General features: G+C 73.7%; 21 protein-coding genes. 14 read left to right on the plus strand and 7 right to left on the minus strand.

Features of this window, described 5'->3' with window-relative positions; all coding sequences use genetic code 11:
• Positions 1 to 77: 77 nt before the first annotated feature.
• A complete protein-coding gene (locus ACX9I7_RS04245) occupies positions 78 to 1,007 on the plus strand; it encodes a ScbA/BarX family gamma-butyrolactone biosynthesis protein (RefSeq protein ID WP_459386519.1) in 930 nt (309 codons plus the stop codon).
• A 53-nt stretch (positions 1,008 to 1,060) separates the two neighbouring features.
• On the opposite strand, the gene ACX9I7_RS04250 is transcribed toward ACX9I7_RS04245, so the two are convergent.
• Genes ACX9I7_RS04250 through ACX9I7_RS04270 form a run of 5 tightly spaced genes read right to left on the minus strand, consistent with a single transcriptional unit; the run spans position 1,061 to position 7,086 of the window.
• Positions 1,061 to 2,488, minus strand: a complete 1,428-nt coding sequence (locus ACX9I7_RS04250; RefSeq protein WP_459386520.1) for an MATE family efflux transporter — start codon at positions 2,486 to 2,488, stop codon at positions 1,061 to 1,063.
• Positions 2,488 to 3,552, minus strand: a complete 1,065-nt coding sequence (locus ACX9I7_RS04255; RefSeq protein WP_459386521.1) for a cysteine synthase family protein — start codon at positions 3,550 to 3,552, stop codon at positions 2,488 to 2,490. The genes ACX9I7_RS04250 and ACX9I7_RS04255 overlap by 1 nt, the downstream gene beginning before the upstream one ends.
• 47 nt (positions 3,553 to 3,599) lie before the next feature.
• Positions 3,600 to 4,967, minus strand: coding sequence for a type III PLP-dependent enzyme domain-containing protein (locus ACX9I7_RS04260; protein ID WP_459386522.1), 1,368 nt, complete (start codon positions 4,965 to 4,967; stop codon positions 3,600 to 3,602).
• Positions 4,968 to 4,978: 11 nt separating this feature from the next.
• Positions 4,979 to 6,019, minus strand: a complete 1,041-nt coding sequence (locus ACX9I7_RS04265; RefSeq protein ID WP_459386523.1) for an ornithine cyclodeaminase family protein — start codon at positions 6,017 to 6,019, stop codon at positions 4,979 to 4,981.
• Positions 6,020 to 6,054: 35 nt separating this feature from the next.
• Entirely contained in the window at positions 6,055 to 7,086 is a 1,032-nt protein-coding gene (locus ACX9I7_RS04270; RefSeq protein WP_387571309.1) for a TauD/TfdA family dioxygenase, read from the minus strand.
• Positions 7,087 to 7,467: 381 nt separating this feature from the next.
• Between ACX9I7_RS04270 and ACX9I7_RS04275 the strand changes: the two genes are divergently transcribed.
• The 7 genes from ACX9I7_RS04275 (at position 7,468) to ACX9I7_RS04305 (ending at position 16,594) form a co-directional block, all read left to right on the plus strand.
• Positions 7,468 to 8,994 (plus strand): ABC transporter substrate-binding protein, encoded by a 1,527-nt coding sequence (locus ACX9I7_RS04275; RefSeq protein WP_387572141.1) that lies wholly within the window; start codon positions 7,468 to 7,470, stop codon positions 8,992 to 8,994.
• Complete coding sequence (locus ACX9I7_RS04280; protein WP_387571306.1) at positions 8,991 to 9,932, plus strand: ABC transporter permease; 942 nt, start codon at positions 8,991 to 8,993, stop codon at positions 9,930 to 9,932. Before ACX9I7_RS04275 ends, ACX9I7_RS04280 begins: the two co-directional genes overlap by 4 nt.
• Positions 9,929 to 10,726: an ABC transporter permease subunit gene (locus tag ACX9I7_RS04285; protein ID WP_459386524.1), complete on the plus strand. Its 798-nt coding sequence runs from the start codon at positions 9,929 to 9,931 to the stop codon at positions 10,724 to 10,726. Before ACX9I7_RS04280 ends, ACX9I7_RS04285 begins: the two co-directional genes overlap by 4 nt.
• Before the next feature lie 77 nt (positions 10,727 to 10,803).
• Positions 10,804 to 12,333: an ABC transporter ATP-binding protein gene (locus ACX9I7_RS04290; protein ID WP_459386525.1), complete on the plus strand. Its 1,530-nt coding sequence runs from the start codon at positions 10,804 to 10,806 to the stop codon at positions 12,331 to 12,333.
• A gap of 88 nt (positions 12,334 to 12,421) precedes the next feature.
• Positions 12,422 to 13,336, plus strand: coding sequence for an SGNH/GDSL hydrolase family protein (locus ACX9I7_RS04295; protein WP_459386526.1), 915 nt, complete (start codon positions 12,422 to 12,424; stop codon positions 13,334 to 13,336).
• A 225-nt stretch (positions 13,337 to 13,561) separates the two neighbouring features.
• Positions 13,562 to 15,457, plus strand: a complete 1,896-nt coding sequence (gene ggt / locus ACX9I7_RS04300; protein WP_459386527.1) for a gamma-glutamyltransferase — start codon at positions 13,562 to 13,564, stop codon at positions 15,455 to 15,457.
• A gap of 78 nt (positions 15,458 to 15,535) precedes the next feature.
• The gene (locus tag ACX9I7_RS04305) at positions 15,536 to 16,594 is read left to right on the plus strand and encodes a ligand-gated ion channel (protein WP_459386528.1); all 1,059 of its coding nucleotides are present in this window, start codon (positions 15,536 to 15,538) and stop codon (positions 16,592 to 16,594) included.
• A gap of 21 nt (positions 16,595 to 16,615) precedes the next feature.
• Here the strand turns inward: ACX9I7_RS04305 and ACX9I7_RS04310 are convergent, their stop codons facing one another.
• The gene (locus ACX9I7_RS04310; RefSeq protein WP_387571291.1) at positions 16,616 to 17,179 is read right to left on the minus strand and encodes an isochorismatase family protein; all 564 of its coding nucleotides are present in this window, start codon (positions 17,177 to 17,179) and stop codon (positions 16,616 to 16,618) included.
• Between the two features lie 173 nt (positions 17,180 to 17,352).
• On the opposite strand from ACX9I7_RS04310, the gene ACX9I7_RS04315 reads away from it, so the two are divergent.
• From ACX9I7_RS04315 to ACX9I7_RS04335, 5 genes are all read left to right on the plus strand, one after another.
• Complete coding sequence (locus ACX9I7_RS04315; RefSeq protein WP_459386529.1) at positions 17,353 to 18,195, plus strand: nitrilase-related carbon-nitrogen hydrolase; 843 nt, start codon at positions 17,353 to 17,355, stop codon at positions 18,193 to 18,195.
• On the plus strand, positions 18,192 to 19,508 hold the full coding sequence (locus ACX9I7_RS04320) for an aspartate aminotransferase family protein (protein ID WP_459386530.1): 1,317 nt from the start codon (positions 18,192 to 18,194) through the stop codon (positions 19,506 to 19,508). Before ACX9I7_RS04315 ends, ACX9I7_RS04320 begins: the two co-directional genes overlap by 4 nt.
• Entirely contained in the window at positions 19,505 to 20,905 is a 1,401-nt protein-coding gene (gene hydA, locus ACX9I7_RS04325) for a dihydropyrimidinase (RefSeq protein ID WP_459386531.1), read from the plus strand. The genes ACX9I7_RS04320 and hydA overlap by 4 nt, the downstream gene beginning before the upstream one ends.
• Before the next feature lie 21 nt (positions 20,906 to 20,926).
• The gene (locus ACX9I7_RS04330) at positions 20,927 to 21,928 is read left to right on the plus strand and encodes a TIGR03842 family LLM class F420-dependent oxidoreductase (RefSeq protein WP_459386532.1); all 1,002 of its coding nucleotides are present in this window, start codon (positions 20,927 to 20,929) and stop codon (positions 21,926 to 21,928) included.
• A 175-nt stretch (positions 21,929 to 22,103) separates the two neighbouring features.
• Positions 22,104 to 23,660, plus strand: coding sequence for an RICIN domain-containing protein (locus ACX9I7_RS04335; protein WP_459386533.1), 1,557 nt, complete (start codon positions 22,104 to 22,106; stop codon positions 23,658 to 23,660).
• 42 nt (positions 23,661 to 23,702) lie between these two features.
• On the opposite strand, the gene ACX9I7_RS04340 is transcribed toward ACX9I7_RS04335, so the two are convergent.
• Positions 23,703 to 24,758, minus strand: a complete 1,056-nt coding sequence (locus ACX9I7_RS04340) for a lipoate--protein ligase family protein (RefSeq protein WP_459386634.1) — start codon at positions 24,756 to 24,758, stop codon at positions 23,703 to 23,705.
• A gap of 159 nt (positions 24,759 to 24,917) precedes the next feature.
• Between ACX9I7_RS04340 and ACX9I7_RS04345 the strand changes: the two genes are divergently transcribed.
• Positions 24,918 to 26,666 carry a gamma-glutamyltransferase family protein gene (locus tag ACX9I7_RS04345; protein ID WP_459386635.1) on the plus strand — a complete coding sequence of 583 codons (1,749 nt, stop codon included), beginning with the start codon at positions 24,918 to 24,920 and terminating at the stop codon, positions 26,664 to 26,666.
• Positions 26,667 to 26,710 lie beyond the last annotated feature (44 nt).

The following is a 26,710-nucleotide window of genomic DNA, read 5'->3' on the forward strand; positions in this document are numbered from 1 at the left end:
GTCAGAGACAGAGCAGCAGCAGCGTTAGAGCGTCCGGGAAGTCGGTTATGCACGATCTGGTTCAGCAAGCCCCTGTTTTGAGCTCCATCCCCTCCGCGTCGCACGGCCTGACCACCTGTGTGCCCCGGCAGTACGTCCACAAGGCGGCCATGGCCGAGGTCCTCCTCACCGGATGGGAGCGCGTCGCCGAGGACACCTTCACGATCGGCGCCCAGTGGCCCCGGACCCACAGCTTCTACACCCCGGTCGACGGCCGCTACGACCCGCTCCTCTTCGCGGAGACCGTGCGGCAGACCATCCCCCTGCTGTCCCACCTGGCCTACGACACACCGTTCGGCCACCACCTGATCTGGGACCACTTCCGCTACGAGCTCGACCCCGCCGCGACGGCCGTGTCCGCCACCCCGGCCGAGATAGAACTGCGGATCGTGTGCAGCGACGTCAAACGCCGTCAGGGCCGCTTCTCCGCCCTGGTGATGGACGTCACCGCGCTCCGCGACGGTGCGCCCCTGGGCGTCGCCCGGGCCCGTTTCACCAGCCACGCCCCGGCCGTCTACCGGCGGCTGCGCGGCGAGTACGGCGACCCGTCCGTCGTCTCCCGGGCCGTGCCGCTGGCCCCGCCCCTGGCGCCGGTGCGCGTCGGCCGTGACCGCTTCCACGACGTGGTCCTCTCGCCCACCGACGCCGACGGCGTCTGGCAGCTGCGCGTGGACCCCAGCCACCCGGTGCTCTTCGACCACCCCGTCGACCACGCCCCCGGCATGCTGCTGTTGGAGGCCGCCCGCCAGGCCGCGCTCGCCGCCACGGGCCCGGACCACGGCGCCGTCCTGGGCCTGGAGACCGTCTTCAGCCAGTACGTGGAGTTCGACAGCCCCTGCTGGATCGAGGCCACCGTCCTCCCGCAGGACGACGGCGCCCTCACCCGCACCCGGGTCACGGCACGCCAGAACGACCGCGAGGCGTTCTCCGCGGTCGTCACCTGCACGGCCGGCCGGGCCGGCGCCTGAAGCACGGTCCCGGTAGGGCGGACGCGAACCGCCCTACCGGGACCGGCGTGTGGTCAGCCCGTGGGCACCGCCTCCGCGACCGCCCCGCTCCGGGCGCGCAGGCCCGCCGCGTAGCGGCGCAGCAGCAGCGCCGCGGTCGTGGCGAGGCCCGCCAGCAGCCCGAGCCACAGACCGAGGGTGCGCAGGTCCGCCGCGTACCCGAGGAGGAGCGAGGCGGGCAGCCCCACGAGCCAGTAGCCGACGAGCGTGGCCCGGAAGCCGCCCTTGGTGTCGTCCAGGCCGCGCAGCAGGCCGACGCCGATGTTCTGCGCGCAGTCGAAGAACTGCAGGACGGCGACGACCGCGAGCAGCCCGGTCGCGATGGACAGCGCGTCGCCGTCGCCCGCCGCGCCGGAGTCGAGGAACGGCCGCAACACCGCCTCGGGGAAGGCCAGATAGCAGCCGCCGACCACCGCCATGACGGCTGCGGCGCAGGCCAGCGCGGTGGTCCGGAGGCGCCGCGCCGCCGCGACGTCCCCCAGGGCCAGCTCGCGGCTGACGTTGATCGAGGCGGCGTGGGAGAGCCCCACGGCGACCTGGAAGACGATGGAGACGAGCTGGTTGACGGCCGTGTGGGCGGCGAGCGCCGCGCTGCCGAAGGAACCGGCCATCAGCGCCGTCAGCGAGAAGAACCCCGCCTCCGAGCCGTAGGTGGCCGCGATCGGCACGCCCAGCCCGATCAGCCGCCGCACGGTGGCGCGGTCCGCGCCCAGGACCCGGGCGCTCAGGCGCGGGCCGAGCACCGGGTCCCGGCGCGTCGAGGCGTACAGGGCGAGGAAGGACAGCAGGTGCACCAGCGACGTCGCCACGCCGATGCCGGTCAGCCCCAGCCGGGGCAGGCCCCAGGTGCCGTGGATCAACACCCAGTCGAGCCCCGCGTTGACGGCCACGGACGCCAGCGTGATCCGCAGCAGCGCCTGCGGCCGCCGCATGCCGACCGTGAACTGGCGCACCGCCTGGAACCACAGGCACGGCAGCAGCCCCGGCGCGAGGGCCACCAGCATCGCACGGGCCCGGTGGGCGACGTCCGCGTCCTGGCCCAGCAGGGACAGGCACTGGCCGATGGCGACCATCAGGACGGCCCCGGCGGCACCGGCGAGCGTCGCCACCGCCAGACCGGCCCGGGCGACGGCGGCGACCTCGTCGTCCGGCTCCGGGGCGGCGGCCCGCTCGGGGGACGTCCCGGCGCGCGCGGCCGCCGCCGCGACGCGGTTGCCGACGGAGGTCACCAGGCCGACACCCATGGTGCGCACCTGGTTGAAGACGACGATCGCGAGGCCGCCCGCCGCCAGCTCGCCGGTGCCGAGCAGGCCCATCATCACGGTGTCGGTCGTGGTGAGCGCGACCTGCGCGAGCTGGGTGAGGACGAGCGGGACGGCGAGCACGGCCAGGGCCCGGCTGTCGCGCAGCAGCCGGGGCAGGGCGGCGGGCACCGAGGGCATCAGCGGCCGCGCAGGGTGCCGAGGAGGTCGCCGACCTCGCGTTCCACGACCGGGTCGAGGAGGTCGCGGGCGGCCATCCAGCCGTCGTCGAAGACGGTGTCGAGGTACTTCTCGCCACCGTCGTTGACCAGCGCGACCATCGTGCTGCCCGGCGGCAGCGAGGGCAGCCGCCGCAGCGCCTCGTGGACGACGCCGCCGGCGGAGCCGCCGATGAGCAGTCCGGTGCGGGCCACCGCGCGGCAGGTGGCGAACGCCTCGACGTCACCGACCTTGACGCCCTCGTCGATGAGCGAGAAGTCGACGAGCGCGCCGATCTCGGCGCCCTCGGGCGTGCCGGTGCCCGACTGGTGGTAGTCGTGCGCGGGCCCGCCGAAGGCGATGGACCCCTTGGGCTCCACCCCGACCGTCCGCACGTCCGGGACGAGCCGGCGCAGCTCACGGGCGGTGCCGCACAGGGCCCCGCCGGTGCCTACGGCGGCGACGAGCACGTCCACGCGGCCGTCCAGGGCGTCGTGGAGCTCATGGGCGACGGCCGCGTAACCGACGCCGTTGCTGGGATTGTTGTGCTGCTCCGTGAAGATCGTGTTGTCGCGTCCACGGGCGAGGCTCTCGGCGAGCTCCTCCCGGGCGGCGGTGGCCAGCTCGTCCGTGCCGTCGTCGGTGACGTACACGAGCTCGGTGCCCAGCGCGCGCATCGCGCGGAGCTTGTCGGCGCAGGCGTGGTGGTCGACGACGGCGGTGAAGGCGTAGCCGCGCTCGGCGGCCATGACGGCCAGGCCGAGCCCGGTGTTGCCGGAGGTGGACTCGACGATCCGGCCGCCCGGGCGCAGTTCGCCCCGGGCCTCGGCGTCCAGCACCATCTGCCGGGCCATCCGGATCTTGGCGGTGCCCATGGGGTTGAACATCTCCAGCTTCAGCAGCAGCCGGCTGCCGCCTCGGGTGCGGCAGAGCTCCAGGAGCGGGGTGTGGCCGATGAGTTCGGAGACACGGGTGACCACGGCGGGCCGGGCGGGCGCGGCGGACGGGGGGGCCGGCGCGGGGCGGGCGGTGAGTGCCGCGTTCATGGGATCGGGGGCTCCTGTCGGGCTTGGGCGTGACGAGGGGGGCGGGGTCAGGCGTGGCGGTCGAGGCGCCAGCGCGGCCGTCCCGCCGTACGGTCGACGACGACCTTGGGGGGCAGCGGAAGGTCGTGGAAGGGCGACTCGTTGGAGTCCATCTGGTAGCCGGCCGTGTTCGGGTAGACCAGCAGATCGCCCTCCCGGGGCCGGGCGGGCAAGGGCACCTTGCGCCAGGTGACCATGTCGGACTCCAGGCACGTCGCCCCGCCCACGCACGCCGCGACGACGGCGGAGCCCCGGGCCGGGCCGGTCTCGGTGAGCAGCACGGGATCCGGCAGGTACTCGCTGTTGAACCACTGTTCCGAGAGGCTGAGGCTGCTGCCGTCCACGGTGAGGACGGCGTAGCCGTCCCGCTCCTTGACGCCCCGCACCCGGAAGACGGTCGCGCCCGCCCGGTCCAGCAGGGCGCGGCCCGGCTCCAGCATCAGGGTCACGCCCGCGTCGCGGAGCAGCCGGGCGAGGCTCGCGGAGTGCCCCTCGGGGGTGGTGGCCAGGACGGCCCGCAGGACGTCCGCCCCGGCGAGGGGGGAGTGGTACGGGTAGAAGTCGCCCGCCGTGAACGCCTTGCCCGCGTGGTAGTGCTCGGGCCGCTGCTCGGCGAGGAAGCCGTGCCAGTCGTCGGCGGCGGCGTAGTCGACGGCGAAGCCGCCGCCGACGCTGATCCGGTCGGCGCGCAGGCCCAGGGCCCGCGCCGCCCGGCACTCGTCGACGAGCCGGCCGGCCAGGTCGGCGCGGGGCCGCAGGGCGTACCCGGACAGATGGAAGCTGAAGCCCTCCATGCTCACGGCCGGGCCGGCCGCCGCGCAGCGGCGCAGGGCGGCGGCCGTCTCCTCCTCGTCGAGCCCGAAGCGGCTGTGCGGCTGGTCCGGCGGCAGCCGGCGCAGCAGCACCCGGGCCGGGCGGGCCGTGCCGCCGGTCAGGGCCAGGACGCGCTCCAGCTCGCCGGGGGAGTCCACGGCGACGAGGGCGCCCTGGAGCACGGCCACGCGCAGCAACTGCTCGTGCTTGGCGGGGCCGGTGACCGTGATGTCCTCGCCGCGCACCCCGTGGGCGAGGGCCTCGCGCAGCTCCCCGGCCGAGGCGACGTCCACGCCCGCGCCCGTCGCCGCGCAGCGCTCGACCCACACGGCCGCCTTGTTGGCCTTCTTCGCGTAGTACACCCGGCCCGCCACGCCGGCCTCGGCGAGGACGGCGCGGAAGGCGGCGAGGTTGGTGTCGAAGCGGTCCGGGAGGAGGAAGTGGAACGGTCCGTCGAAGGCGTAGGAGAGCTCCTGGAGCAGCCCGCTCGCGAGGACCGCCGCCGCCTGGGGGTCAGGGTGGGCGGGCAGCGGCGGGGCGGCCGCCGCCCGGGTCGTCGTCACTGCGGTGGTTGTCACTGCCACAGCGGCACCCGCGTTCCCAGGCCCTGGGTGAGGGCGAGTTGGGCGAACCGGTGGCCGAGCGCGATGTCGGTGACGACGAGGCCGCTGTTGTAGGCGAAGATCCGCTGGTCGGGGGAGGTGCGCCCGGGGACGTCCCCGGCGAGGACGGCCGGGAACTCGGCGTCGACGGACGGGAGTCCGCCGTCGGCGTCGGCCATGTCGGTGCCGGTGACGCGCATCTGGGCCTCGCTGGTGGCCACCACGCGGTCGGCCTCGTGGAGGGTGGAGGGGGCCAGGCCGTGGCCGACGAGGACGGTCAGGGCGCCGGGCCGCAGCCAGGACGCCTCCACGGCGGCGGGGGTGTGGGGGCCCGCGGTGGCGACGACGACGTCGGCGGCCCCGGCGGCCTCCCGCAGATCGGTGACGATCTCCACGTCCCGGCCGGGGAAGTGGGCGCGCAACTGACGGCGCACGGCGGTGATGCCGTCGGGGTGGGTGCCGTGGAGCATCAGCCGCTCCAGGCCCGGCAGCGCCGTCAGCAGGAACGGCAGGGCCAGCCGGCCCTGGGTGCCGGTGCCGATCACCAGCGCGGCGCGCGCCCCGGGCGGCGCGCACTCGCGGGCCAGCAGCGCGGAGACGGCGGGGGTGCGCAGGGCGCCGACGCGGCCGCAGTCCATCATGGCCAGGGGCAGCCCGGTGACGTCGTCGTAGAGGGTGAGGGCGGTGTAGTAGTGCTGCGCGTCGCGGGGGCTGTGGAGGCCGTGCTTGTAGGAGGTCTTGACGGCGACGACGTCGCGGGAGCCGTCGCGGCCGAGCATCGCGTAGGCGACGGAGTGGCCGTCGCCGGGCTTGACGGTGAGCTTGCGCGGGTTGTCGGAGCGGCCGGCGGCGAGGGTGCGGTAGGCGTTCTCCACGGTGGCGAGGACGTCGGCGGGGGTGATGTCGATGCCCGCGACGTCGCTGGTGGACAGGACGGTCAGGGTCCTGTCGTCGCGTATTCGGGCGGAGTCGTGGGCCGAGGCGGAGTCGTGGGCCGGGGCGGGGTCCGTCATGGGCGGTTCCTTTCGGTTCCGGGTGGGGGCGAAGGTCAGGCGGCGGGGGCCTCGGCGGCGTGCGCTTCGATCGCGGCCTGTCCGTAGCCGTGCTCGCCGGCCTCGGCGGCCGGGCGGGTGCGGCGGCCGGGAACGCGGACCGAGGCGCGCTTGAGCCAGCGGTCGGTCCCGTCGTAGCGGGCGGTGAAGGGCACCCGGCCGTGGACGACGAGGTCGTTGTCGACGACGAGGACCTCGCCGGGGGAGAGGCTCACGGCCACGGAGACGCGGGCGAGTTCGTCCTCCAGCCGCCGGTAGGCGGCCCGGTACTCGACGGTGGCCTCGGCCAGCGGGGTGTAGGCCGGGTCGAAGCGCAGGGTGAGGCCGTCCGGGGCGCGCCACAGGGCGGGGACGCGCGGTGGCTCCCCGGCGAAGCCCTGGGCCTCGGCGTAGGCGTCGTCGGGCAGGATCGGCAGCACCGGCCGGGTGAGCTCCTCGACGGTGGCGTCGTCCAGGCGCGTCCGGCGGACGCTGGCGGCGGTGGTGGCGATGGCGTCGTGGTTGCGCATGCAGGTGAGCATCAGCAGATGGGCGCGGCCGGGGTGGAAGGCGTCCTCGGTGTGGGGGCTGAGGAGCACGCTGCTGCTGGCGCCGGTCTGCTCCCGCTCGTGCCCGGGGGCCGGGACGATGTTGTGGACGAAGCGGCCCTCCTGCTGGCCGTCCCAGGCGATGGGGTCGCCCATGACGGTGGCGAGCAGGAGGAGGGCGATGTCATGGTGGGCGCCGGCGTCGCCGGCGGTGCGCCAGCTCTCGGGCGTGTCACCGATCCGGGCGTCGTCCACGCGCAGGCCGCGCAGGACGAACAGGCCGGCGTCGGTGTCCACGGGCCGGCACTGGTGCCGGATCGCGGGGCCGAGGGCGGCGGCGGACTCCCGGACGCGCCGCAGGAGCGCGGGGGAGGTGGCGGAGGTGCCGAAGGCGGTGAGGATCTCGTCGGCGGCGCGGTGCAGTTCGTCGGCCGAGGCGTCGTCGAGCAGGCGGACGGGGGCGGGAGTGGGGGCGGGGACGGGTGCGGTTCCCGTGCTCATGGCGCGATCTTCCGTTCCGTAGCGGGGTGTGCGAGTCCGAAGGGGCGACGCGGGGCCTGGTGGGCAGGGTGCGGCGGAGCGCCGCGGGCAGGGGAGAGGAGGGGCCCAGGGGGTGTGGCCGCCGGCCCGTGGCGTCGGGGACTGGCCAGAACGTACCGTTAGAAGTTAGGTAAGGCAAACCTAACTCGCGGGTTATCCGTTTGGTCCGCCTTCCGGGTGATGAGCCCTGGAATCAAGGGGGTTGACGCCCTGGCCGAAATCCATGCATCGACCAGCCGGGTTTGCGGTGGCAGGTTTGGTTAGGGTAGGCAAACCTAAGTAGCTCGGAACTGACCTCCCATCTGCCGGATCGAGGACGACGTGGACTTCACCAGGCGCCAGATGCTGCTGGCCGGAGCGGCCCTGGGCTCGGCCGCACTGCTCACCGCCTGCCGGGACGGCGGCGGTACGGCCTCCGCCGGCGCCGGAAACCAGCCGCGCCCCGGCGGCACCCTGCGCGTCGGCGCGCTGGGCCGGGCGTCCGCCATCACCCGCGACCCGCACGGAAATCAGGGCAACGAGAGCGACTATCTCGTCATCGCCCTCGTGTACGACACGCTCACCGCCCCCGGCGCGAAGAGCAACACGGTCGGCCGCCTCGCCGCCTCCTGGACCCCGTCCGACGATCTGCGGACCTGGCGCTTCACCCTCGCCAAGGGCGCCGTCTTCCACGACGGCACCCCCGTCACCGCCGACGACGTCGTCTGGTCCCTGCGCAGGCTGCGGGGCACCCCCGCCGGCGCCGCCCGGCTGCCCGGCATCAAGGCGGAGAACATCACGGCCGACGGCAAGGACACCGTCGTCCTCGTCTCCGACTACGCCAACGCCGAACTCCCCCTGCTCACCCGGCTCTCCACCTTCGTCCTGAAGAAGGACACCGCCGGCGAAGACCTGGCCAAGGCGCCCGGCACCGGCCCGTTCGCCCTCGACTGGTACCGAAACGGCAACGCCCGCCTCGTGCGCAACGAGCACTGGCACGGCGGCACGGTCCTCCTCGACGCCATCGAGGTGACCATGTTCGAGAACCCCCAGGCCATGGCCAACGCCGTGCTGGCGGGCCAGATCGACCTCGCCTCCAACGCCGGTGCCGTGGCCGGCCGCACGGCCGCCGCACGCAAGGACATCCAGGTCGTCCGCCGCCCCGACGACATGGCCCTGCCCATCGTCATGCGCACCTCCGAGGGCAGCCCCTTCGCCGACCCCAGGGTCCGCGAGGCGTTCAAGCTCGTCGTGGACCGCCCGGCCATGGTCAAGCAGACGCTCTCCGGCTACGGCACCGTCGCCAACGACGTCCTCGGCACCGCCGACCCCGCCTACGCCAAGGACCTCCCCCGGCGCGCCCGCGACCTGGACAAGGCGAAACGCCTGCTGAAGGAGGCGGACTTCGACCTCGGCAGGACCTACGAGCTCGTCACCACCGAGGACGTCGCCGGCCTCGCCGAGTCCGCCACCCTCTTCGCCGCCCAGGCCCGCGAGGCCGGGATCAAGGTCGAGGTCGTCAAGCAGGAGTCCGGCACCTTCTACGACCGGACCTGGCTCAAGGGCGACTTCTACACCAACTACTGGGGCACCAACGACTCCGTCGTCTTCTTCGCCTCCAAGACCCTCGTCACCGGCGCCGGACAGAACGAGGCGAACTTCTCCGACAAGGACTTCGACGCCGCCTACCGCGAGGTCCTCGCCACCAAGGACGCGGCCGAGCGCGGGCGGAAGCTGCGCGAGCTCCAGCGGATCGAGCACGACCGCTCCGGCTACCTGCTGTGGGGCATGGCCGACGGCATCGACCTGGCCGCCGCGAAGGTACGCGGCCTGCCCACGCTTCCGGGCTACGGGCGCGTCCAGCTCGAGAACGCCTGGCTCGCCCGGTGACCTCCGGCATACCCCGGGCGGCGGCCCTTCTGGGACGTCGGCTCCTCCTGCTCGTCGCCCTCCTCGCCGCCGTCTTCGCCGCGACCGAACTGCTGCCGGGCGACGCCGCCTCGGCCACCTCCGACCGCGGCGAGACCGCCGCCGGGCTCGCCGCACGTCGGCACCTGCTCGGCCTGGACCGGCCCCTCCCCGAACGCTTCTGGCACTGGATCACCGCCCTGCCCACCGGCGACCTCGGCACCTCCGCGCGCGGACAGCACGTCACCGACCTGCTGTCCGCGCCCTTCCCCAACACCCTCCTGCTGGGCGGCACCGCGCTCGTCCTCACGGTCCTGCTGTCGCTGGCCCTCGGCTGCCTGGCCGCCGCCCGGCCCGGCGGACCCGTCGACCGGATCGTCGACGTCACCGCCACCGCCGCCTTCGCCCTCCCCGAATTCGTCGTCTCCGTCGGCCTGTTGCTCGTGTTCTCGCTGTGGACGGGCTGGCTCCCCGCCGCCACCCTCACGGGCGCGGACGGCGGCCCCGCCGACTGGACGATGCTCGTCATGCCCGTCCTCGCCCTCACCCTGCCCCAGACCGGCTGGAACACCCGCGTCGTCCGCGCGGCCCTCGCCGACCAGGCCGCCACCCCCCACGTCGAGGCCGCCGTCCTCGACGGGCTGCCCACCCACCGCGTACTGCTGCGCCACGCGCTGCCCGGCGCCCTGCCCGCCGTCGCCACCGGCTTCGCCACGTCCACCGGCATGCTGCTCGGCGGGGCCGTCGTCGTCGAGACCCTCTTCAACTACCCGGGCATCGGCACCGTCCTGGCCGGAGCCGTCGCCGACCGCGACACGCCCGTCATCGCCGGGGTCGTCGCCTGCGCCGCCGCCGTCATCACCGGCGTGCTCCTCCTCGCCGACCTCGTCCGCGCCCGCACCGTAGGAGCCCGCCCATGAGTGCCCCCGCACTCCGCGCCCTGCCCGCCGCCCTGGCCCTCCTGGCCCTGAGCGGCCCGCTCCTGGCCCCGCACTCCCTGGACACCCCCGTCACCGCCCCCTACGCCCGGCCCGGCGACGGCGCGGCCCTCGGCGGCGACCAACTGGGCCGGGACGTCCTGAGCCGACTCCTCCACGGCGGTGACGCCCTCATCGCCGGCGCGCTGGCCGTGGCCGTGACCGTCACCTTCCTCGCGGCCGCGCTGGGCTGCCTCGCGGTGCTCAGCCCCCGCCTGGGCGCGGTCGTCGAACGCACCGCCGACCTGGTCATCCTCGTGCCCCCGGTCCTCGGCCTCATGCTCCTCGCCCTCGCCTGGCCCGGCGGCCGGCGCCTGGCCGTCACGACCGCCGCCGTCGTACTGGGCACCCCCTACGCCGTGCGGGTCGTCGCCGCGGCGGCCGCGCCGCTGGCCGGCGCGGGATTCGTCGAGGCGTCCGTCGCGAGCGGCGAACGCCTGTGGCGCGTCGCGCTCCACGAGATCCTGCCCAACCTGCGCGCCACGATCCTGGCCCTGTTCGGCCTGCGCTTCGTCGAAGCGGTCTACGTCATCTCCATGGCCGGCTTCCTCCAGCTCGGCCCACAACCACCGGAAGCCGACTGGGCCCTGATGATCCGCGAGAACGCGCCGGGGATCCTCCTCAACCCTTGGGCCACGATCGCCCCGGCGATCGCGATCGCGGCGGTGGCGACAGCCACGAGCCTCGCCACGGAGGCCCTTGCCCCGCGGCGCGGCGTGGAGGTGGCGGCGCGATGACGACGCACCCACGGGGGACGGAGCCCGGTGGGCCGGGCACGGGCGGGGGTACGGCTGCGGTCCGGGGTGCCGACGGGTTGACGTCGGCTGTCGCCGGCCCTGCCCCGGAGCCCATGGGCGCGGAGGGCGGTGAAGCCCCGCTCGTCACCGTCACCGGGCTCGAAGTCGGCGTTCCCGGCGGCCCCTTGTTGCTGGCTTCCGCCGGGCTCACTCTGCGCCGGGGGCGGATCACCGTGCTGACCGGGCCTTCCGGGTCCGGTAAGACGACCCTGCTCCGGGCCGTCCTCGGGGACCTGCCGTCGGGGGCGCGCGTGGCGCGCGGGGACGTGCGCGTCCTGGGGGAGGACGTGTTCGCCCTGCCACCCGCCCGGCTGCGCGAACTGCGGCGGCATCGCCTCGCGTTCGTCGGTCAGGACCCCGGCTCCGGGCTCAACCCCCGGATGCGGGTCCGCGATCTCGTCGCCGAGCTCGCCACCGGCGCGCGCCCCGCCGATGTGAGGGGACTGCTGGCGGAATGCCGGCTGCCCCTCGACGACGGGCTGCCCGACCGCCGTCCCACCGCCCTCTCCGGCGGCCAGCAACGCCGCGTCGCCCTCGCCCGTGCCCTCGCCCGCACCCCCGACGTCCTGCTCCTGGACGAACCCACCGCCGGGCTCGACCCCGCGCTCCGCGACGAGATCGCCGACCTCCTGCGGCACGTCGCCACCCACCGCCGCATCGCCGTCGCCCTCGCCTGCCACGACCCCGAACTCGTCGCGCGCTGCGCCGACGACGTCGTCGACCTCGGCACGGACACCCTCACCGCCCCGCCCGCGCCCGCGCGTAAGCCCGCGCATACGGCCGTGCACTCATCGGCGCCGGGGCCCGGGCGCGGGCTCGCGGCTCGGGGCGTCCGGGTGACCTTCGCCGCGCGCGACAGCGCAACCCCGCACCGACACGCCCTCGACAGCGTGGATTTCGCTGTCGCACCCGGCACCGCCGCCGCCATCGTCGGCCCCTCCGGGTCCGGCAAGACCACCCTGCTGCGCGTCCTCGCGGGCCTGCGGCCCGCCGACGCCGGGGAGCTCACCCTCGACGGCGCGCCCCTGCCCACCGGCGTCCGCGCGCGCGGACGCGACCAGCGCCGCCGGATCCAGCTCGTGCCGCAGAACCCGCTCGGCGCCCTCAACCCCGCCCGGACCATCGGCGCGTCGCTCGCCCGCCCGCTGCGGCTGCACCGCATCGTCCCCCGGAAGGACACCGCCGAGCGCGTGGCCGAGCTCCTGCGGGACGTCGGCCTGCCGCCCGAGTACGCGCGGCGCCACCCCCACGAGCTCTCCGGCGGGCAGCGCCAGCGCGCGTCCATCGCGCGCGCCCTGGCCGCACGCCCCGACGTGCTCCTTTGCGACGAGGTCACCTCCGCCCTGGACCCCGCCACGGCCGTCGCGGTCATGGATCTGCTCGCCCGGCTCAGAGCCGAGCGCGGGCTGGCCCTCGCCCTGGTCAGCCACGAACCGCACCTCGTCGCCGCGTACGCCGACACCGTCCACTTCCTCGAGGACGGACGCGTCGACCGCGTGGAACCCGCGGGCCCGGGCCGGGCGTCCCGCCGGATTGACAGACGGTAACCGGATCGGGAATCTTGCTCGCACTGATCAGTTACTGACTGGTTGGTCAGTAGGAAATCGGCCCCTTCACACCCTTTTTGGAGTACTCGTGGCACAGGTGCGAGAACGAGGCGCGCGGTACGGAAAGGCGCTCGCGGCGCTCGGCGCGGCCTCGGTGCTGACGGCCGGAGCGGCCGTGGCGGCCGGCCCCGCGGCGGCGGCCACCCCGGCCACCCCGGCCGCCCAGACCGACGGCGCGCGCTACGTCGCGCTCGGTGACTCGTACACCTCCGGCCCCGGCATCCCCGAGCAGACCGGCGGGGACTGCGCGCGCTCCAGCGTCAACTACCCCGCGCTGACCGCCGCCAAGCTGGGCCAGAAGTCCTTCCGGGACGTCAGCTGCAGCGGCGCGACGACCGACGACATGTGGAACACCCAGGCGGGGGCGGCCGGGCCCCAGCTGGACGCCCTCGGCAAGCAGACCCGCCTCGTGACGGTCGGCATCGGCGGCAACGACATCGGCTTCGGCACCATCATCGGCAGCTGCGCCGCCCTGTCCCCGACCGACCCCGCCGGCGCCCCCTGCAAGAAGCAGTACACCGCCGCCGACGGCTCCGACCTGCTCGCCCAGCGGATCAACGACGCCGCGCCGAAGATCGCCAAGGTGCTGAAGGCCGTTCACGAGCGCGCCCCCTACGCCAAGGTCGCGCTCGTCGGCTACCCGTCGATCATGCCGGACAACGGCACGAGCTGCTTCCCGTCCGTGCCGATCGCCGCCGGTGACGCGCCCTACCTGCGGGACACCGAGAAGCGCCTGAACACGATGCTCCAGCAGCAGGCGCGCGCGGCGCACGTCCGCTACGTCGACACCTACGGCCCGACCGTCGGCCACGATGTGTGCGTCCCGGCGGCGGACCGCTGGATCGAGGGCGCCACGCCCGAGAGCCCGGCCGCGCCGTTCCACCCCAACGCCAAGGGCGAGGCGGCCATGGCGGGTGCCGTGTACGGGACCGTACGCGGCTAGCCGCCGCTGCACGGCGGGGCGCCCCGAAGGGGCGCGGGGCAGCGTCGATATGCGGCTACCGCCGCGTGGGCGCGACCGGCTACGACGCACCCGCGCGTGACGTACCGCCCTCCCAGCGGAGCGCTGAGCCGCTTCGGGGCCGGCCCCGCCAGGGCCAAGTGCCCTGTCGGCGGCCGCGCTCCGCGAGTAGGCTCCGGGGCCCGTTCGTCCGTCACGGAGGCACATATGGCCCTCGCCAGACCGAACCCCCGCCGGAGCCTGCCCGTCCTGCCCGTTCTGGCCGCCACCGCCGCGCTCGTCGCCGGGGCCCTGGCGGCGCCCGCCGCGTCCGCCGCATCCGGCATGCCAGCCGCATCCGCCGCGTCCGCCACATCCCCCGCCCCCGCCGGCGAGGCACCCCGCACACCCGCCAAGACCCCCGTCGCTGTCGGCTACGGCGGCGCCGTGGCCAGCGTCGACGCCGACGCCTCCGCCGCCGGCGTCGAGGTGCTGCGCAAGGGCGGCAACGCCGTCGACGCGGCGGTGGCCACCGCCGCCGCCCTCGGCGTCACCGAGCCCTACTCCGCCGGCATCGGCGGAGGCGGCTACTTCGTCTACTACGACGCCAAGTCCCGCCAGGTCCGCACCATCGACGGCCGTGAGCGCGCCCCGCTCAGCGCGACCAAGGACCTGTTCCTCGAGAAGGGCCACCCGCTGCCCTTCGCCGACGCCGTCACCAGCGGCCTGAGCGTCGGCACCCCCGGCACCCCCGCCACCTGGGACACGGCCCTGCGCTCCTGGGGCAGCCGGAGCCTCGGGCAGGTCCTCGAGCCCGCCCGGCGGCTGGCCCGGGACGGTTTCACCGTCGACGAGACGTTCCGCAAGCAGACCGCCGACAACTACGACCGCTTCAAGGACTTCCCCGCCACCGCCAAGATCTTCCTGCCCGGCGGCAAGCCCCCGGCCGTCGGCTCGACGCTGCGCAATCCCGACCTCGCCCGCACCTACGGCCTGCTGGCCGATCAGGGCGTGGCCGCCCTCTACCGGGGCGCGCTGGGGCGCGACCTGGTGCGGACCGTGCGCAAGCCGCCCGTCGACCCGGCCTCCGGACGCGTCGCCCGGCCCGGCGACCTGACGGAGCGGGACCTCCGCGCGTACGGCGCGCGCAAGCAGGAGCCCACCCGGGTCTCCTACCGGGGCCTGGACGTGTACAGCATCGCCCCCTCCTCCTCCGGCGGGACGACGGTCGGCGAGGCCCTCAACATCCTGGAGAACTCCGAGCTGAAGCGGCTCGACCAGCAGACGTACCTCCACCGCTACATCGAGGCGAGCCGGATCGCCTTCGCCGACCGCAACCGCTGGGTCGGCGACCCCGCCTTCGAGTCGGTGCCCGTCCAGGGCCTGCTCTCCCAGCGCTTCGCCGACTCGCGCGCCTGCCTGATCAAGGACGGCGCCGTGCTGACCAGCCCCTTGGCGCCCGGTGACCCGCGCCGCCCGGGCCGGGCCTGTGCGACGGGCGGCCGGGCCGCCCCCACACCGTACGAGGGGGAGAACACCTCCCATCTGACGGTCGCCGACAAGTGGGGCAACGTCGTCGCCTACACCCTGACGCTGGAGCAGACGGGCGGCAGCGGCATCACCGTGCCGGGGCGCGGCTTCCTGCTGAACAACGAGCTGACCGACTTCTCCTTCGCCCCCGTCAGCCCCGGCGTCCACGACCCCAACCTGCCCGGTCCGGGCAAGCGCCCGCGCTCGTCCCTGTCGCCCACGATCGTCCTGGAGCACGGCAGGCCCGCCTTCGCCCTCGGTTCGCCCGGCGGCGCCACCATCATCACGACCGTCCTCCAGACGCTCCTCAACCACGTGGACCGCGGCATGCCGCTCGGCGACGCCATCGCCGCGCCCCGCGCCAGCCAGCGCAACGCGGCGGCCACCGAGCTGGAGCCGGGGCTGTGGGACAGCCCGCTGCGGGGCCGGCTGGAGGCCAAGGGCCATGTGTTCAAGCTCAATCCGGAGATCGGCGCCGCCACCGGCGTCCAACGGCTGCCTGACGGGCGCTGGCTGGCCGCGGCCGAGAAGACCCGGCGCGGCGGTGGCTCGGCGCTGGTGGTGAGGCCGGCGGGGAATCCGCCGGTGCGCTGACGCACCGTCCGCGCGCGGGAGCCGTGCGTTCCCGCGCCGGATTGGGGCCGCCTCCGCCGGGCCACGATCACTGATGTCATGAGTGGGCGACGGCGGTTGACACGGGTCCTGGCGGTACTGATCGGCGCGTTCGCGGTGTGGCTGTCGGCAGCCGGCACCGCGGACGCGGCCCCGGAGCGCACGGCTTCGGCGAAAGCGGCTTCGGCGAAGGAGGCCCCGACCTGCCGGGTCGGCGCCTATCTCAGCGACCTCTACGATCTCGATCCGGCCAAGAACGCCTTCTCGGCGCGGCTGACGGTGTGGAGCGTCTGTCCCAAGCGCGAGCTGGACCCGCTGCCCGATGTGGCGTTCACCAACTCCACCAACGCCGAGAAGAGCGATCCCGCGGTGACGGAGGAGGGCGGCATGTTCCGGGACCTGGTGCGGATCCAGGGCGTCTTCCGGCAGGACTGGGACCTGCGCGCCTTCCCTTTCGACCGGCACCGGATCACGATCAACATCACGTCCCGCAAGACGATCGACAAGTTCCGTTTCACCCCCGACAACGCGGACTCGGGCGCGAACGAGGGGATCGCCCCCGACGGATGGAAGCTCACCGGCCTCCATCTGGCCTCCGTCGAGCAGCACTTCCCCACGAACTTCGGTGACACCACGCTTCCCCGGGGCCAGGGCAGCACCCGCAGCAGGCTGGTCGTCGAGATGGATCTGCTGCGTGACGACCCCACGGCCTTCTGGCGGCTGACCGGGCCGCTCTACCTCATGGTGCTCCTCGCGACCGCCGCGTTCCTGCTGCCCACGCACGGCAAGGAGCTGGGCATGGCCGAGCGGCTGGATTCGATGCAGAGCAGGCTGGCGCTGCTGGGCGGCGGTCTCTTCGTGGTGATGCTGAACCTCCAGCAGGTCAGCACGGTCGTCACGAGCACGGTCGGGCTGACGCTCATCGACGCGCTGCACCTGCTGACGCTCGTCTACGTACTGCTGGCGGTGGTGGCCACGGTGCTGTCCTGGCGGTGGACGGTCCGGGGCGGCGATCCGGTGCGGGCCGAGCGGATCCACCACCGCGGTGCCTGGATCGGGCTGGCGGGGTACGCCCTCATCACCGTCGCGCTGGTGCTGTACGCCGCGCGCGTGGGGTGACGCGCCGGCGGCGGCCCGCGGTCAACCACCCAGCAGGGCGAGGATGTTGTCCGTGGTGTCCGTCTCGGCCAGGCGCGGGAGGACCTTCGTCACGGAGAAGCGGTGGACCTCGGGGTCCGGGTCGGTGACGGCGTCCGTCGCGACGGTCACGTGGTAGCCGTGCTCGTGGGCCGCGCGGGCGGTGGACTCGATGCCGGCGCCCGTGGCGATGCCCGCGAGCACGACCTGGGTGACGCCCCTGCGGCGCAGCTGGAGGTCCAGGTCGGTGGCGTGGAAGGCGCCCCAGGTGTGCTTGGTGACGACGATGTCGGTCTCCTGGCGGCCGATCCCGGGCACGAGCTCGGCGAAGTCGGCCGGGGGCCGGCCGGAGCGCAGCGGGGCCTCGGAGCGGCCGGGCGCGGCGCCGGCGACCCGCACGAGGACGACCGGCAGTCCGCGCTCGCGGAAGGCGGCGGCGAGGCGCGCGGCGCGCTCGACGACGGCGTCGGCGGTGGGGGCGGGGTCGGTGGTGGGCAGGGCGACGATGCCCTTCTGGAGGTCGATGAGGACGAGGGCGGTCGTGGGGTCGAGCGTGGTGGCTGTCATGCGGCCATCCTAAAGAAAGACAGGAAGGCTTGCAAGGATTCCTGTCTAATCTGCCGCGAGCGCGGGACATGCGCGATGGTCTTGCCACGGGGAGTGACGGCACCTACGGTCGCATGCACACGCGGATCTTCCGCGTACGCAGCCTGTTCGAAGCCCCGGCTGAGGAGCAGCTCATGGCCAACGTTGTCCGTGCGGCACTGGTCCAGGCGACCTGGACCGGCGATACCGAGTCGATGATCGCCAAGCACGAGGAGCACGCCCGCGCCGCCGCCGCGCAGGGCGCCAAGGTGATCGGTTTCCAGGAAGTCTTCAACGCCCCCTACTTCTGCCAGGTGCAGGAGAGCGAGCACTACCGCTGGGCCGAGCCCGTCCCGGACGGCCCCACCGTCCGCCGGATGAGCGACCTCGCCCGCGAGACCGGCATGGTGATCGTCGTGCCGGTCTTCGAGGTCGAGGATTCCGGCTTCTACTACAACACCGCAGCCGTCATCGACGCCGACGGCACCTGTCTCGGCAAGTACCGCAAGCACCACATCCCCCAGATCAAGGGCTTCTGGGAGAAGTACTACTTCCGGCCCGGCAACCTCGGCTGGCCCGTCTTCGACACGGCCGTCGGCCGGATCGGCGTCTACATCTGCTACGACCGGCACTTCCCCGAGGGCTGGCGCGCCCTCGGCCTCGCCGGCGCGCAGCTCGTCTACAACCCCTCCGCCACCTCCCGGGGCCTCTCCGGCCACCTGTGGCGGCTCGAACAGCCCGCGGCGGCCGTCGCCAACGAGTACTTCGTCGCCGCCATCAACCGCGTGGGCCAGGAGGAGTACGGGGACAACGACTTCTACGGCACCTCCTACTTCGTCGACCCGCGCGGGCAGTTCGTCGGCGAGCCGGCCAGCGACACCAAGGAGGAACTGCTCGTCCGCGACCTGGACTTCGACGTGATCGACCAGGTGCGCCGGCAGTGGGCGTTCTACCGGGACCGCCGACCCGACGCCTACGACGGGCTGGTGCGCCCATGAGCCCCGCCACCCCGCTCCACGACCGGCACCGCGCCGTGATGCCCTCCTGGCTCGCCCTCTACTACGACGAGCCGCTGGAGCTCACCCACGGCGAGGGCCGGCACGTCTGGGACGCCTCCGGAAAGCGCTACCTCGACTTCTTCGGCGGCATCCTCACCACGATGACCGCCCACGCCCTCCCCGAGGTCACCAAGGCCGTCAGCGAGCAGGCCGGCCGCATCCTCCACACCTCCACCCTCTACCTCGACCGGCACATGGTCGAGCTCGCCGAGCGCGTCGCGAGCCTGTCCGGCATCCCCGACGCCCGCGTCTTCTTCACCACCTCCGGCACCGAGGCGAACGACGCGGCGCTGCTGCTGGCCACCACGTACCGGGGCTCCAACCAGATCCTGGCGATGCGCAACAGCTACCACGGCCGTTCCTTCTCGACGGTCGGCGTCACCGGCAACACCAGCTGGTCGCCCACCAGCCTCTCGCCCCTCCAGACGCTCTACGTCCACGGCGGCGTCCGCGGCCGCGGCCCCTACGCCCACCTGAACGACGGGCAGTTCATCGAGGCGTGCGTCGCGGACCTGGAGGACGTGCTCGGCCAGGCGCACGGCACCGTCGCCGCGCTGATCGCCGAGCCCGTCCAGGGCGTCGGCGGCTTCACCGCGCCGCCCGACGGGCTCTACGCGGCCTTCCGCGAGGTCCTGGGGCGCCACGGCATCCTGTGGATCACCGACGAGGTGCAGACCGGCTGGGGCCGCACCGGCGACCACTTCTGGGGCTGGCAGGCGCACGCCGCGAGCGGCCCGCCCGACCTCCTGACCTTCGCCAAGGGCATCGGCAACGGCATGTCCATCGGCGGCGTCGTCGCCCGCGCCGACGTCATGAACTGCCTGGAGGCCAACTCCATCTCCACCTTCGGCGGCAGCCCCGTCACCATGGCCGCCGGCCTCGCCAACCTCACCTATCTGATCGAGCACGACCTCCAGGGCAACGCCCGCCGCGTCGGCGGCCTCCTCCTGGAGCGGCTGCGCGCCATCGGCGCCGGCCTGACGGTCGTCCACGAGGTGCGCGGCCGGGGGCTGATGGCCGGCGTCGAACTCGTCGGGCGCGACGGCTCGCCGTCCCCCCGCGCCGCCGCCCGCACCCTCGAACACGCCCGGGAGCTCGGCCTGTTGATCGGCAAGGGCGGCCGCGAGGGCAACACCCTGCGCATCGCCCCGCCCATGACGCTCACCGTCGCGGAGGCCGAGGAGGGCGCCGCGATCCTCGAGGAGGCGCTCCGACGCGCGCAACAGGACCTCGCCGCCGGGGAGGCGCCATGACCACCACGATCGTCAGCGGCGGACTCGTGATCACCGCCGCCGACGAGATCACCGCGGACGTCCTGATCGAGGACGGCAAGGTCGCCGCGCTGGCCGCCCCCGACAGCGCGTACGCCCGGAGCTGGAGGGCCGACCGGGTCGTCGACGCCACGGGGAAGTACGTCATCCCCGGCGGCGTCGACGCCCACACCCACTTCGAGCTCCCCTTCGGCGGCACCTCCTCCTCGGACACCTTCGAGACCGGCACCCGCGCCGCCGCCTGGGGCGGCACGACGACGGTCGTCGACTTCGCCGTCCAGTCGAAGGGCCAGGCCCTGCGGGCCGGACTGGACGCCTGGCACGCCAAGGCGGAGGGCCGGTGCGCCGTCGACTACGCCTTCCACATGATCCTCTCCGATGTGCACGAGAGCTCCCTCAAGGAGATGGACCTGCTGGTGGGGGAAGGCGTGACGTCCTTCAAGCTGTTCATGGCCTACCCGGGCGTCTTCTACAGCGACGACGGGCAGATCCTGCGCGCGATGCAGCGGGCCGCCGGCAACGGCGGGCTGATCATGATGCACGCCGAGAACGGCATCGCCATCGACGTCCTCGTCGAACAGGCCCTGGCGGCGGGGAAGACCGATCCGCGCTACCACGGCGAGGTCCGCAGGGCCCTGCTGGAGGCCGAGGCCACCCACCGGGCGATCCAGCTCGCCCGCGTCGCCGGCAGCCCCTTGTACGTCGTGCACGTCTCGGCCGAGGAGGCCGTCGCCGAGCTCGCCCAGGCCCGTGACAAGGGCCTCCCGGTCTTCGGCGAGACCTGCCCGCAGTACCTCTTCCTCTCCACCGACAACCTCGCCGAACCGGGCTTCGAGGGCGCCAAGTACGTCTGCTCCACGCCCCTGCGGCCGCGCGAGCACCAGGCCGCGCTCTGGCGCGGTCTGCGCACCGACGACCTCCAGGTCGTCTCCACCGACCACTGCCCCTTCTGCTTTTCCGGCCAGAAGGAGCTGGGCCGGGGCGACTTCTCGAAGATCCCCAACGGGCTGCCCGGCGTGGAGAACCGCATGGACCTCCTCCACCAGGCCGTCGTCGACGGCCACATCTCCCGCCGCCGCTGGATCGAGATCGCCTGCGCCGCGCCCGCCCGGATGTTCGGCCTCGCCCCGCACAAGGGCACCATCGCCCCCGGCGCCGACGCCGACATCGTCGTCTACGACCCCCACGCGCGGCAGACGCTCTCCGCGTCCACCCACCACATGAACGTCGACTACTCGGCCTACGAGGGCAAACAGATCACCGGGCAGGTGGAGACCGTCCTCTCGCGCGGCGAAACCGTCATCGACAAAAGGAAGTTCACCGGCCGGGCGGGCCACGGCCGCTACGTGCCCCGCACCACCTGCCAGTACCTCCCGTAACGCGTAAGGAGCACCCCGCACGTGGACTTCGGCCTCGTCCTCCAGACCGACCCGCCCGCCACCGCCGTCGTCGACCTCATGAGACGCGCCGAGGGCGCGGGCTTCCGCTACGGCTGGACGTTCGACTCCGCCGTGCTCTGGCAGGAGCCCTTCGTCATCTACAGCCGGATCCTGGAACACACCGACAGCCTCGTCGTCGGTCCCATGGTCACCAACCCCTCCACCCGCACCCCCGAGGTGACCGCCTCCACCTTCGCCACCCTCAACGACATGTACGGCAACCGCACCGTCTGCGGCATCGGCCGGGGCGACTCCGCGATGCGGGTGGCCGGGCGCAAGCCCAACACCCTCGCCACGCTCGGCGAGTCGATCCGCGTCATCCGCGACCTCGCGGAGGGGCGCGAGGCCGACGTCGGCGACGGGAAGACGCTGCGGATCCCCTGGGTCCGCGACGGCCGGCTGCCCGTGTGGATGGCCGCCTACGGGCCCAAGGCCCTCGCCCTGGCGGGGCGCGAGGCCGACGGCTTCATCCTCCAGCTCGCCGATCCCTTCCTCACCGAATGGATGGTCAAGGCCGTGCGCGCCGCGGCCGCCGACGCGGGCCGCGACCCGTCCTCCGTCACCGTCTGCGTCGCCGCCCCCGCCTACGTCGGCGACGACCTCGCCCACGCCCGCGAACAGTGCCGCTGGTTCGGCGGCATGGTCGGCAACCACGTCGCCGACCTCGTCTCCCGCTACGGCACCCACTCCGGCGCCGTCCCCGACGCCCTCACCGACTACATCGAGCGCCGCTCCGGCTACGACTACAGCCACCACGGCCGCGCCGGCAACCCCTCGACGGACTTCGTCCCCGACGAGATCGTCGACCGCTTCTGCGTCCTCGGCCCGGTGGCCGCCCACCGCGAACGCCTGGAGCGGCTCAGGGAGCTGGGCGTCGACCAGTTCGCCCTCTACGCGATGCACGACGCGAAGGAGGCGACGATCGACGCGTACGGGGAGCATCTGATCCCGGCGCTGGGGTAGCCGGCCCCGGCCCCGCCCGCCCCGACGGACACCTCTCTCGCTGGTGAGGGAGGTGTCCTAGATCACTGAGCCGAGTTCCTGACGGAATCCGTCATTCCGGCCTGTTTCCCCCTACGCTCACCGAACGCGACAGGAGCGCCACAGAAACGACACGAATTCACCACAGAAAGCGATCATGAACCGAGCCCTGAAGAGAGCCGCGAGACTTCTCACCGCGCCGGCCGCCGCCCTGACCCTCCTCGTGCCCGTCCTCGCCGTGACCGCGACTCCCGCGGCCGCCGCCGCGACCGACGCCTACACCTTCACCAACACCGACGGCACCCTCAACGCGACGGGCAACAACGACGGAAACCAGATATCCGTCACCCCCGGCGGCACCAACTACACGAACTGGCGGCTGATCAAGCTCGGCGACCCCGGCACGTTCAACATCGCCAGCACCTCCTCCGGGAAGTGCGTCCACTCCACCCAGCCCGCCGTCCAGCAGTCCTGTGGCAAGGACGGCGAGCAGTGGCACTTCCGCCCCGTCGACGGGAAGCCCAACGCGTTCGGCATCGTCCGCCGCGACGACAAGAGCGGCACCGAGTGGTGCATGGACAACCGGGGCGGCCTCCACCTGTGGGGCATCCTCGCCCAGCCCAACATCTGCAACGGCGGCGCGAGCCAGGAGTGGACGGTGCCGGCGGCGAAGGCGGCCGAGGCGAGGCAGCTCGCCCTCGACTACTACACCGACCTGTGCTCCAAGAAGACCTCCACCTGTTCGTGGACGCAGAAGTCCGAAGGCAAGCCCGAGGTCCTGCCCCGTCAGCCCGCCTCGTCGGTCTGGTACAACGACACCGGCGGCACCATGAAGCAGGTCTTCACCACGATCTACCACTCCGGCTGGGCGCAGTCGTTCTCCGCCGGCGTATCGACCTCCGTCGGCGTCTCCGGTGGTGTCTCCGTCCCCGTCCAGGCGCTGATCAGCAACCAGCTCACCGCGACGCAGACGTACCAGTCCGACGAGACGACCGTGAACGGCATCGCGATCGACGTCCCGGCCAAGAACTACGGCTGGGTCGACTTCGCCGCCGTCGGCAAGAAGGTCACCGGCACGTGGACCTTCGACACCGACAACCAGCCGTGGACCGCCGACGCGACGGTGACCGTCCCCGTCGTCAACTCGGCGGCCGGCTCCACGATGTACGTCGCCCGCACCAGCACGGACGCGCCCGGCAGCGGCACCGGGGGCACCGACGTCAAGCCCGCCGCCCTCGCGAGGACCGCGACGGCCACCGTGGACGTGCCCGAAGGCGCCAAGCTGACCGCCTACAACGGCGGTGTCCGGGTCAGTGACGCCAACGGCGGCACGATCGCGACGGTGCAGCCCGGCACCGTCACGGACACCGACGGCACGACCCACAAGGTCGGTCTCGCGGTGAACGGCAACACCGTCACCCAGACCATCGAAGGCGTCACCGGCGACACCGTAACCGGCACGATCTCGCCCCCGACCTTCTCCCTGGGCGGCGGCACCTCCGCCACTCCCGAGGTGACCGCGACGGTGAAGTCCCTCATGGCCGCCCCCGCCGCCAAGAACAGCGACGAGCACGACAAGTGCATGGCCAAGAAGATCGGCACCAGCATCGTCGTCGGAGGTGTCACGGGTGCCCTGACCGGCCCCGAAGGAGTCGCCATCGGCATGCTCACCGGCGCGTTCAAGGGCATCGCCAAGGGCGTCATAGAGTGCTGACCGTGGGGCCCCCGCCGTCACCGGCGGGGGCCCGCACCACCCCTACGGCACGCGAGCCGTCCACTCCTCCGAGGAGAACTTCGTCGCGGCCAGCTCCTCCGCCCGCGCCATCTCCTCCGGCGTGACGGCCCCGTCGGTGAGCCCGTACCGCCCCCGGAACGACGCCACCATGCGCTCGATCACGGCGTCCCGCGCCAGACCCGTCTGCCGCCGCAGCGGATCCACCCGCTTCTTCGCGGACTTCGTCCCCTTGTCGGAGAGCTTCTCCTTGCCGATGCGCAGCACGTCGAGCATCTTGTCCGCGTCGATGTCGTACGCCATCGTCACGTGGTGGAGCACCGCGCCGTCGCCGGACACCACCCGCTTCTGCGCGGCCCCCGCGATCTTGCCCGCCTCGGTGGCGATGTCGTTGAGGGGCTGGTACCAGGCCTTGACGCCCATGCCCTCCAGCGCGGCGAGGACCCAGTCGTCGAGGTAGGCGTAGCTGTCGGCGAAGGACAGGCCCTGCACGAGCGCGTCCGGCACGCACAGCGAGTACGTGATCGTGTTGCCGGGCTCGACGAACATGGCGCCGCCGCCGCTGATCCGGCGCACCACCGTCATCCCGTGGCGCTCCGCCCCCTCCGGGTCCACCTCGTTCCGCAGCGACTGGAAGCTGCCGATGATCACGGCCGGGGACGCCCACTCCCACACCCGCAGCGTCGGCGGCCGCCGGCCCGCCGCGACCTCGGCGGTCAGGACCTCGTCCAGCGCCATGTGCAGGGCGGGGGACTGGGGGCCGTCGTGGATGAGCTGCCAGTCGTAGTGATGCCAGTCGGTGGCCTGTGCCAGCGCCCGCCGCACCGCCACGCCCACGGCCTCGGAGGAGAAGCCGAACATCACCGTGCCCTCGGGCAGCGCCGCGTCGATGCGGGCGGCGAGCTCCGGGGCGGGGGTGTCGGCCGGCGTGCCCTCCAGGGCGCGGTTGATGTCGAGCAGCGCCTCGTCCGGCTCGAGGAAGAAGTCCCCGGCCACCCGGACGTCGCGCAGCGAGCCGTCCTCGACCGCCAGGTCCACGACGACGAGTTTTCCGCCCGGAACCTTGTATTCGCCGTGCACGGCCGCGTCCTCCCGCTCGTTCCCGGCCATCGGCCACCCGGCCGACGGCGGAATCCACCGTAACTCTTGTGCGCCCGTCCGCCGTCTGCCTAGCTGGGGGCCGTGACTCCGACGTTCCCCACGTTCACCACCCGGCCCACCCTCCAGGGCACCTTCGGCATGGTGTCCTCCACCCACTGGCTGGCCTCCCAGTGCGCGATGGCCGTCCTGGAGGGCGGCGGCAACGCCTTCGACGCCGCCGTGGCCGCCGGGTTCGTCCTCCACGTCGTGGAGCCGCACCTCAACGGGCCGGCCGGTGAAGTGCCCGCGCTGCTCGCCCCCGCCGGGGGACCGGTGCGGGTGCTGTGCGGCCAGGGGCCGGCCCCCGCCGGGGCGAGCGTGGCGCACTACACCTCGCTCGGCCTGGAGCTCGTCCCCGGCACCGGCCCCCTCGCGGCGGCCGTGCCCGGCGCCTTCGACGCCTGGATGCTGCTCCTGCGCGACCACGGCACCAAGTCCCTCCGCGAGGTGCTCGGCTACGCGATCGGCTACGCCGAGCACGGCCACGCGCCCGTGGAACGGGTCGGGGCGACCGTGGCCACCGTCCGGAAGCTGTTCGAGACCGAACCGGAGTGGGCGCCCTCCGCCGCCCTCTACCTGCCCGGCGGCAGACCCCCGGCCCCCGGCGTCCTCTTCCACAACCCCGCCCTCGCCGCCACCTGGCGCCGGCTCCTCGCCGAGGCGGAGGCGGCCGGGCCCGGCCGCGAGACACGGATCGACGCCGCCCGCCGGATCTGGCGCGAGGGCTTCATCGCCGAGGCGCTCGTCCGGGCCGCCGCCCGCCCCACCCTGGACACCTCCGGGGAACGCCACGCGGGCACCCTCACCGGCGACGACCTCGCCCGCCACCACGCCACCTACGAGGACCCCGTCACCCACGACTGGCGGGGCTGGACCGTCTGCAAGGCCGGCCCCTGGTCACAGGGCCCCGTCCTCCTCCAGCAACTGGCCCTCCTCCCCGAGGACCTCCCCGCCCCCGGCACGCCCGACCACGTCCACACCCTCATCGAGGGCGGCAAGCTCGCCATGGCCGACCGCGAGGCCTGGTACGGCGACGCCACCGGCGACGTACCGCTGGACGCGCTGCTGTCGGACGCCTACAACGCCGAGCGCCGCAAGCTCATCGGCGCCACCGCCTCGTACGAGCTGCGCCCCGGCAGCCCCGGCGGACGCGTGCCACGGCTCGCCCGGCTCCCCGAGGGCGGGGCCCCGCCGCCCGTCCACGCGGGCGGCGGGGAGCCCACCGTCGGCGCCGACGGCGCCACCTCCGGGGACACCTGCCACCTCGACGTCGTCGACCGCTGGGGCAACATGATCTCCGCGACGCCCAGCGGCGGCTGGCTCCAGTCCAACCCCGTCGTGCCCGAGCTCGGCTTCCCCCTCGGCACCCGGCTCCAGATGACCTGGCTGGAGGAGGGCCTGCCCAACAGCCTCACGCCCGGCCGCCGGCCGCGCACCACGCTCACCCCCTCGCTGGCCCTGCGCGGCGGCGAACCCGTCCTGGCCTTCGGCACCCCCGGCGGCGACCAGCAGGACCAGTGGCAGCTGCACTTCTTCCTCGCCCTCGCCCTGCGCCCCGAGGTGCGCGGCGGGCCGGACCTCCAGGGCGCCATCGACGCCCCCAACTGGCACCAGGAGAGCTTCCCCGGCTCCTTCCACCCCCGGACGACCCGCCCCGGCGCCGTCACCGTCGAATCGCGGCTCGGGGAGAGCCTCGTCACAGAGCTGCGCCGCCGGGGGCACGCGGTCACGGTCGGCGGGCCGTGGTCGGAGGGCCGGCTGTGCGCGGTCGCCCGCGACCCGGAGACGGGCGTGCTGTCGGCGGCCGCCAACCCGCGCGGGATGCAGGGGTACGCGGTGGGACGCTGACCAGGCGTTCACGCGAACGTCACGGTGAGGCCATCGCCACACCA

The organism is Streptomyces sp. L500 (assembly GCF_054551825.1).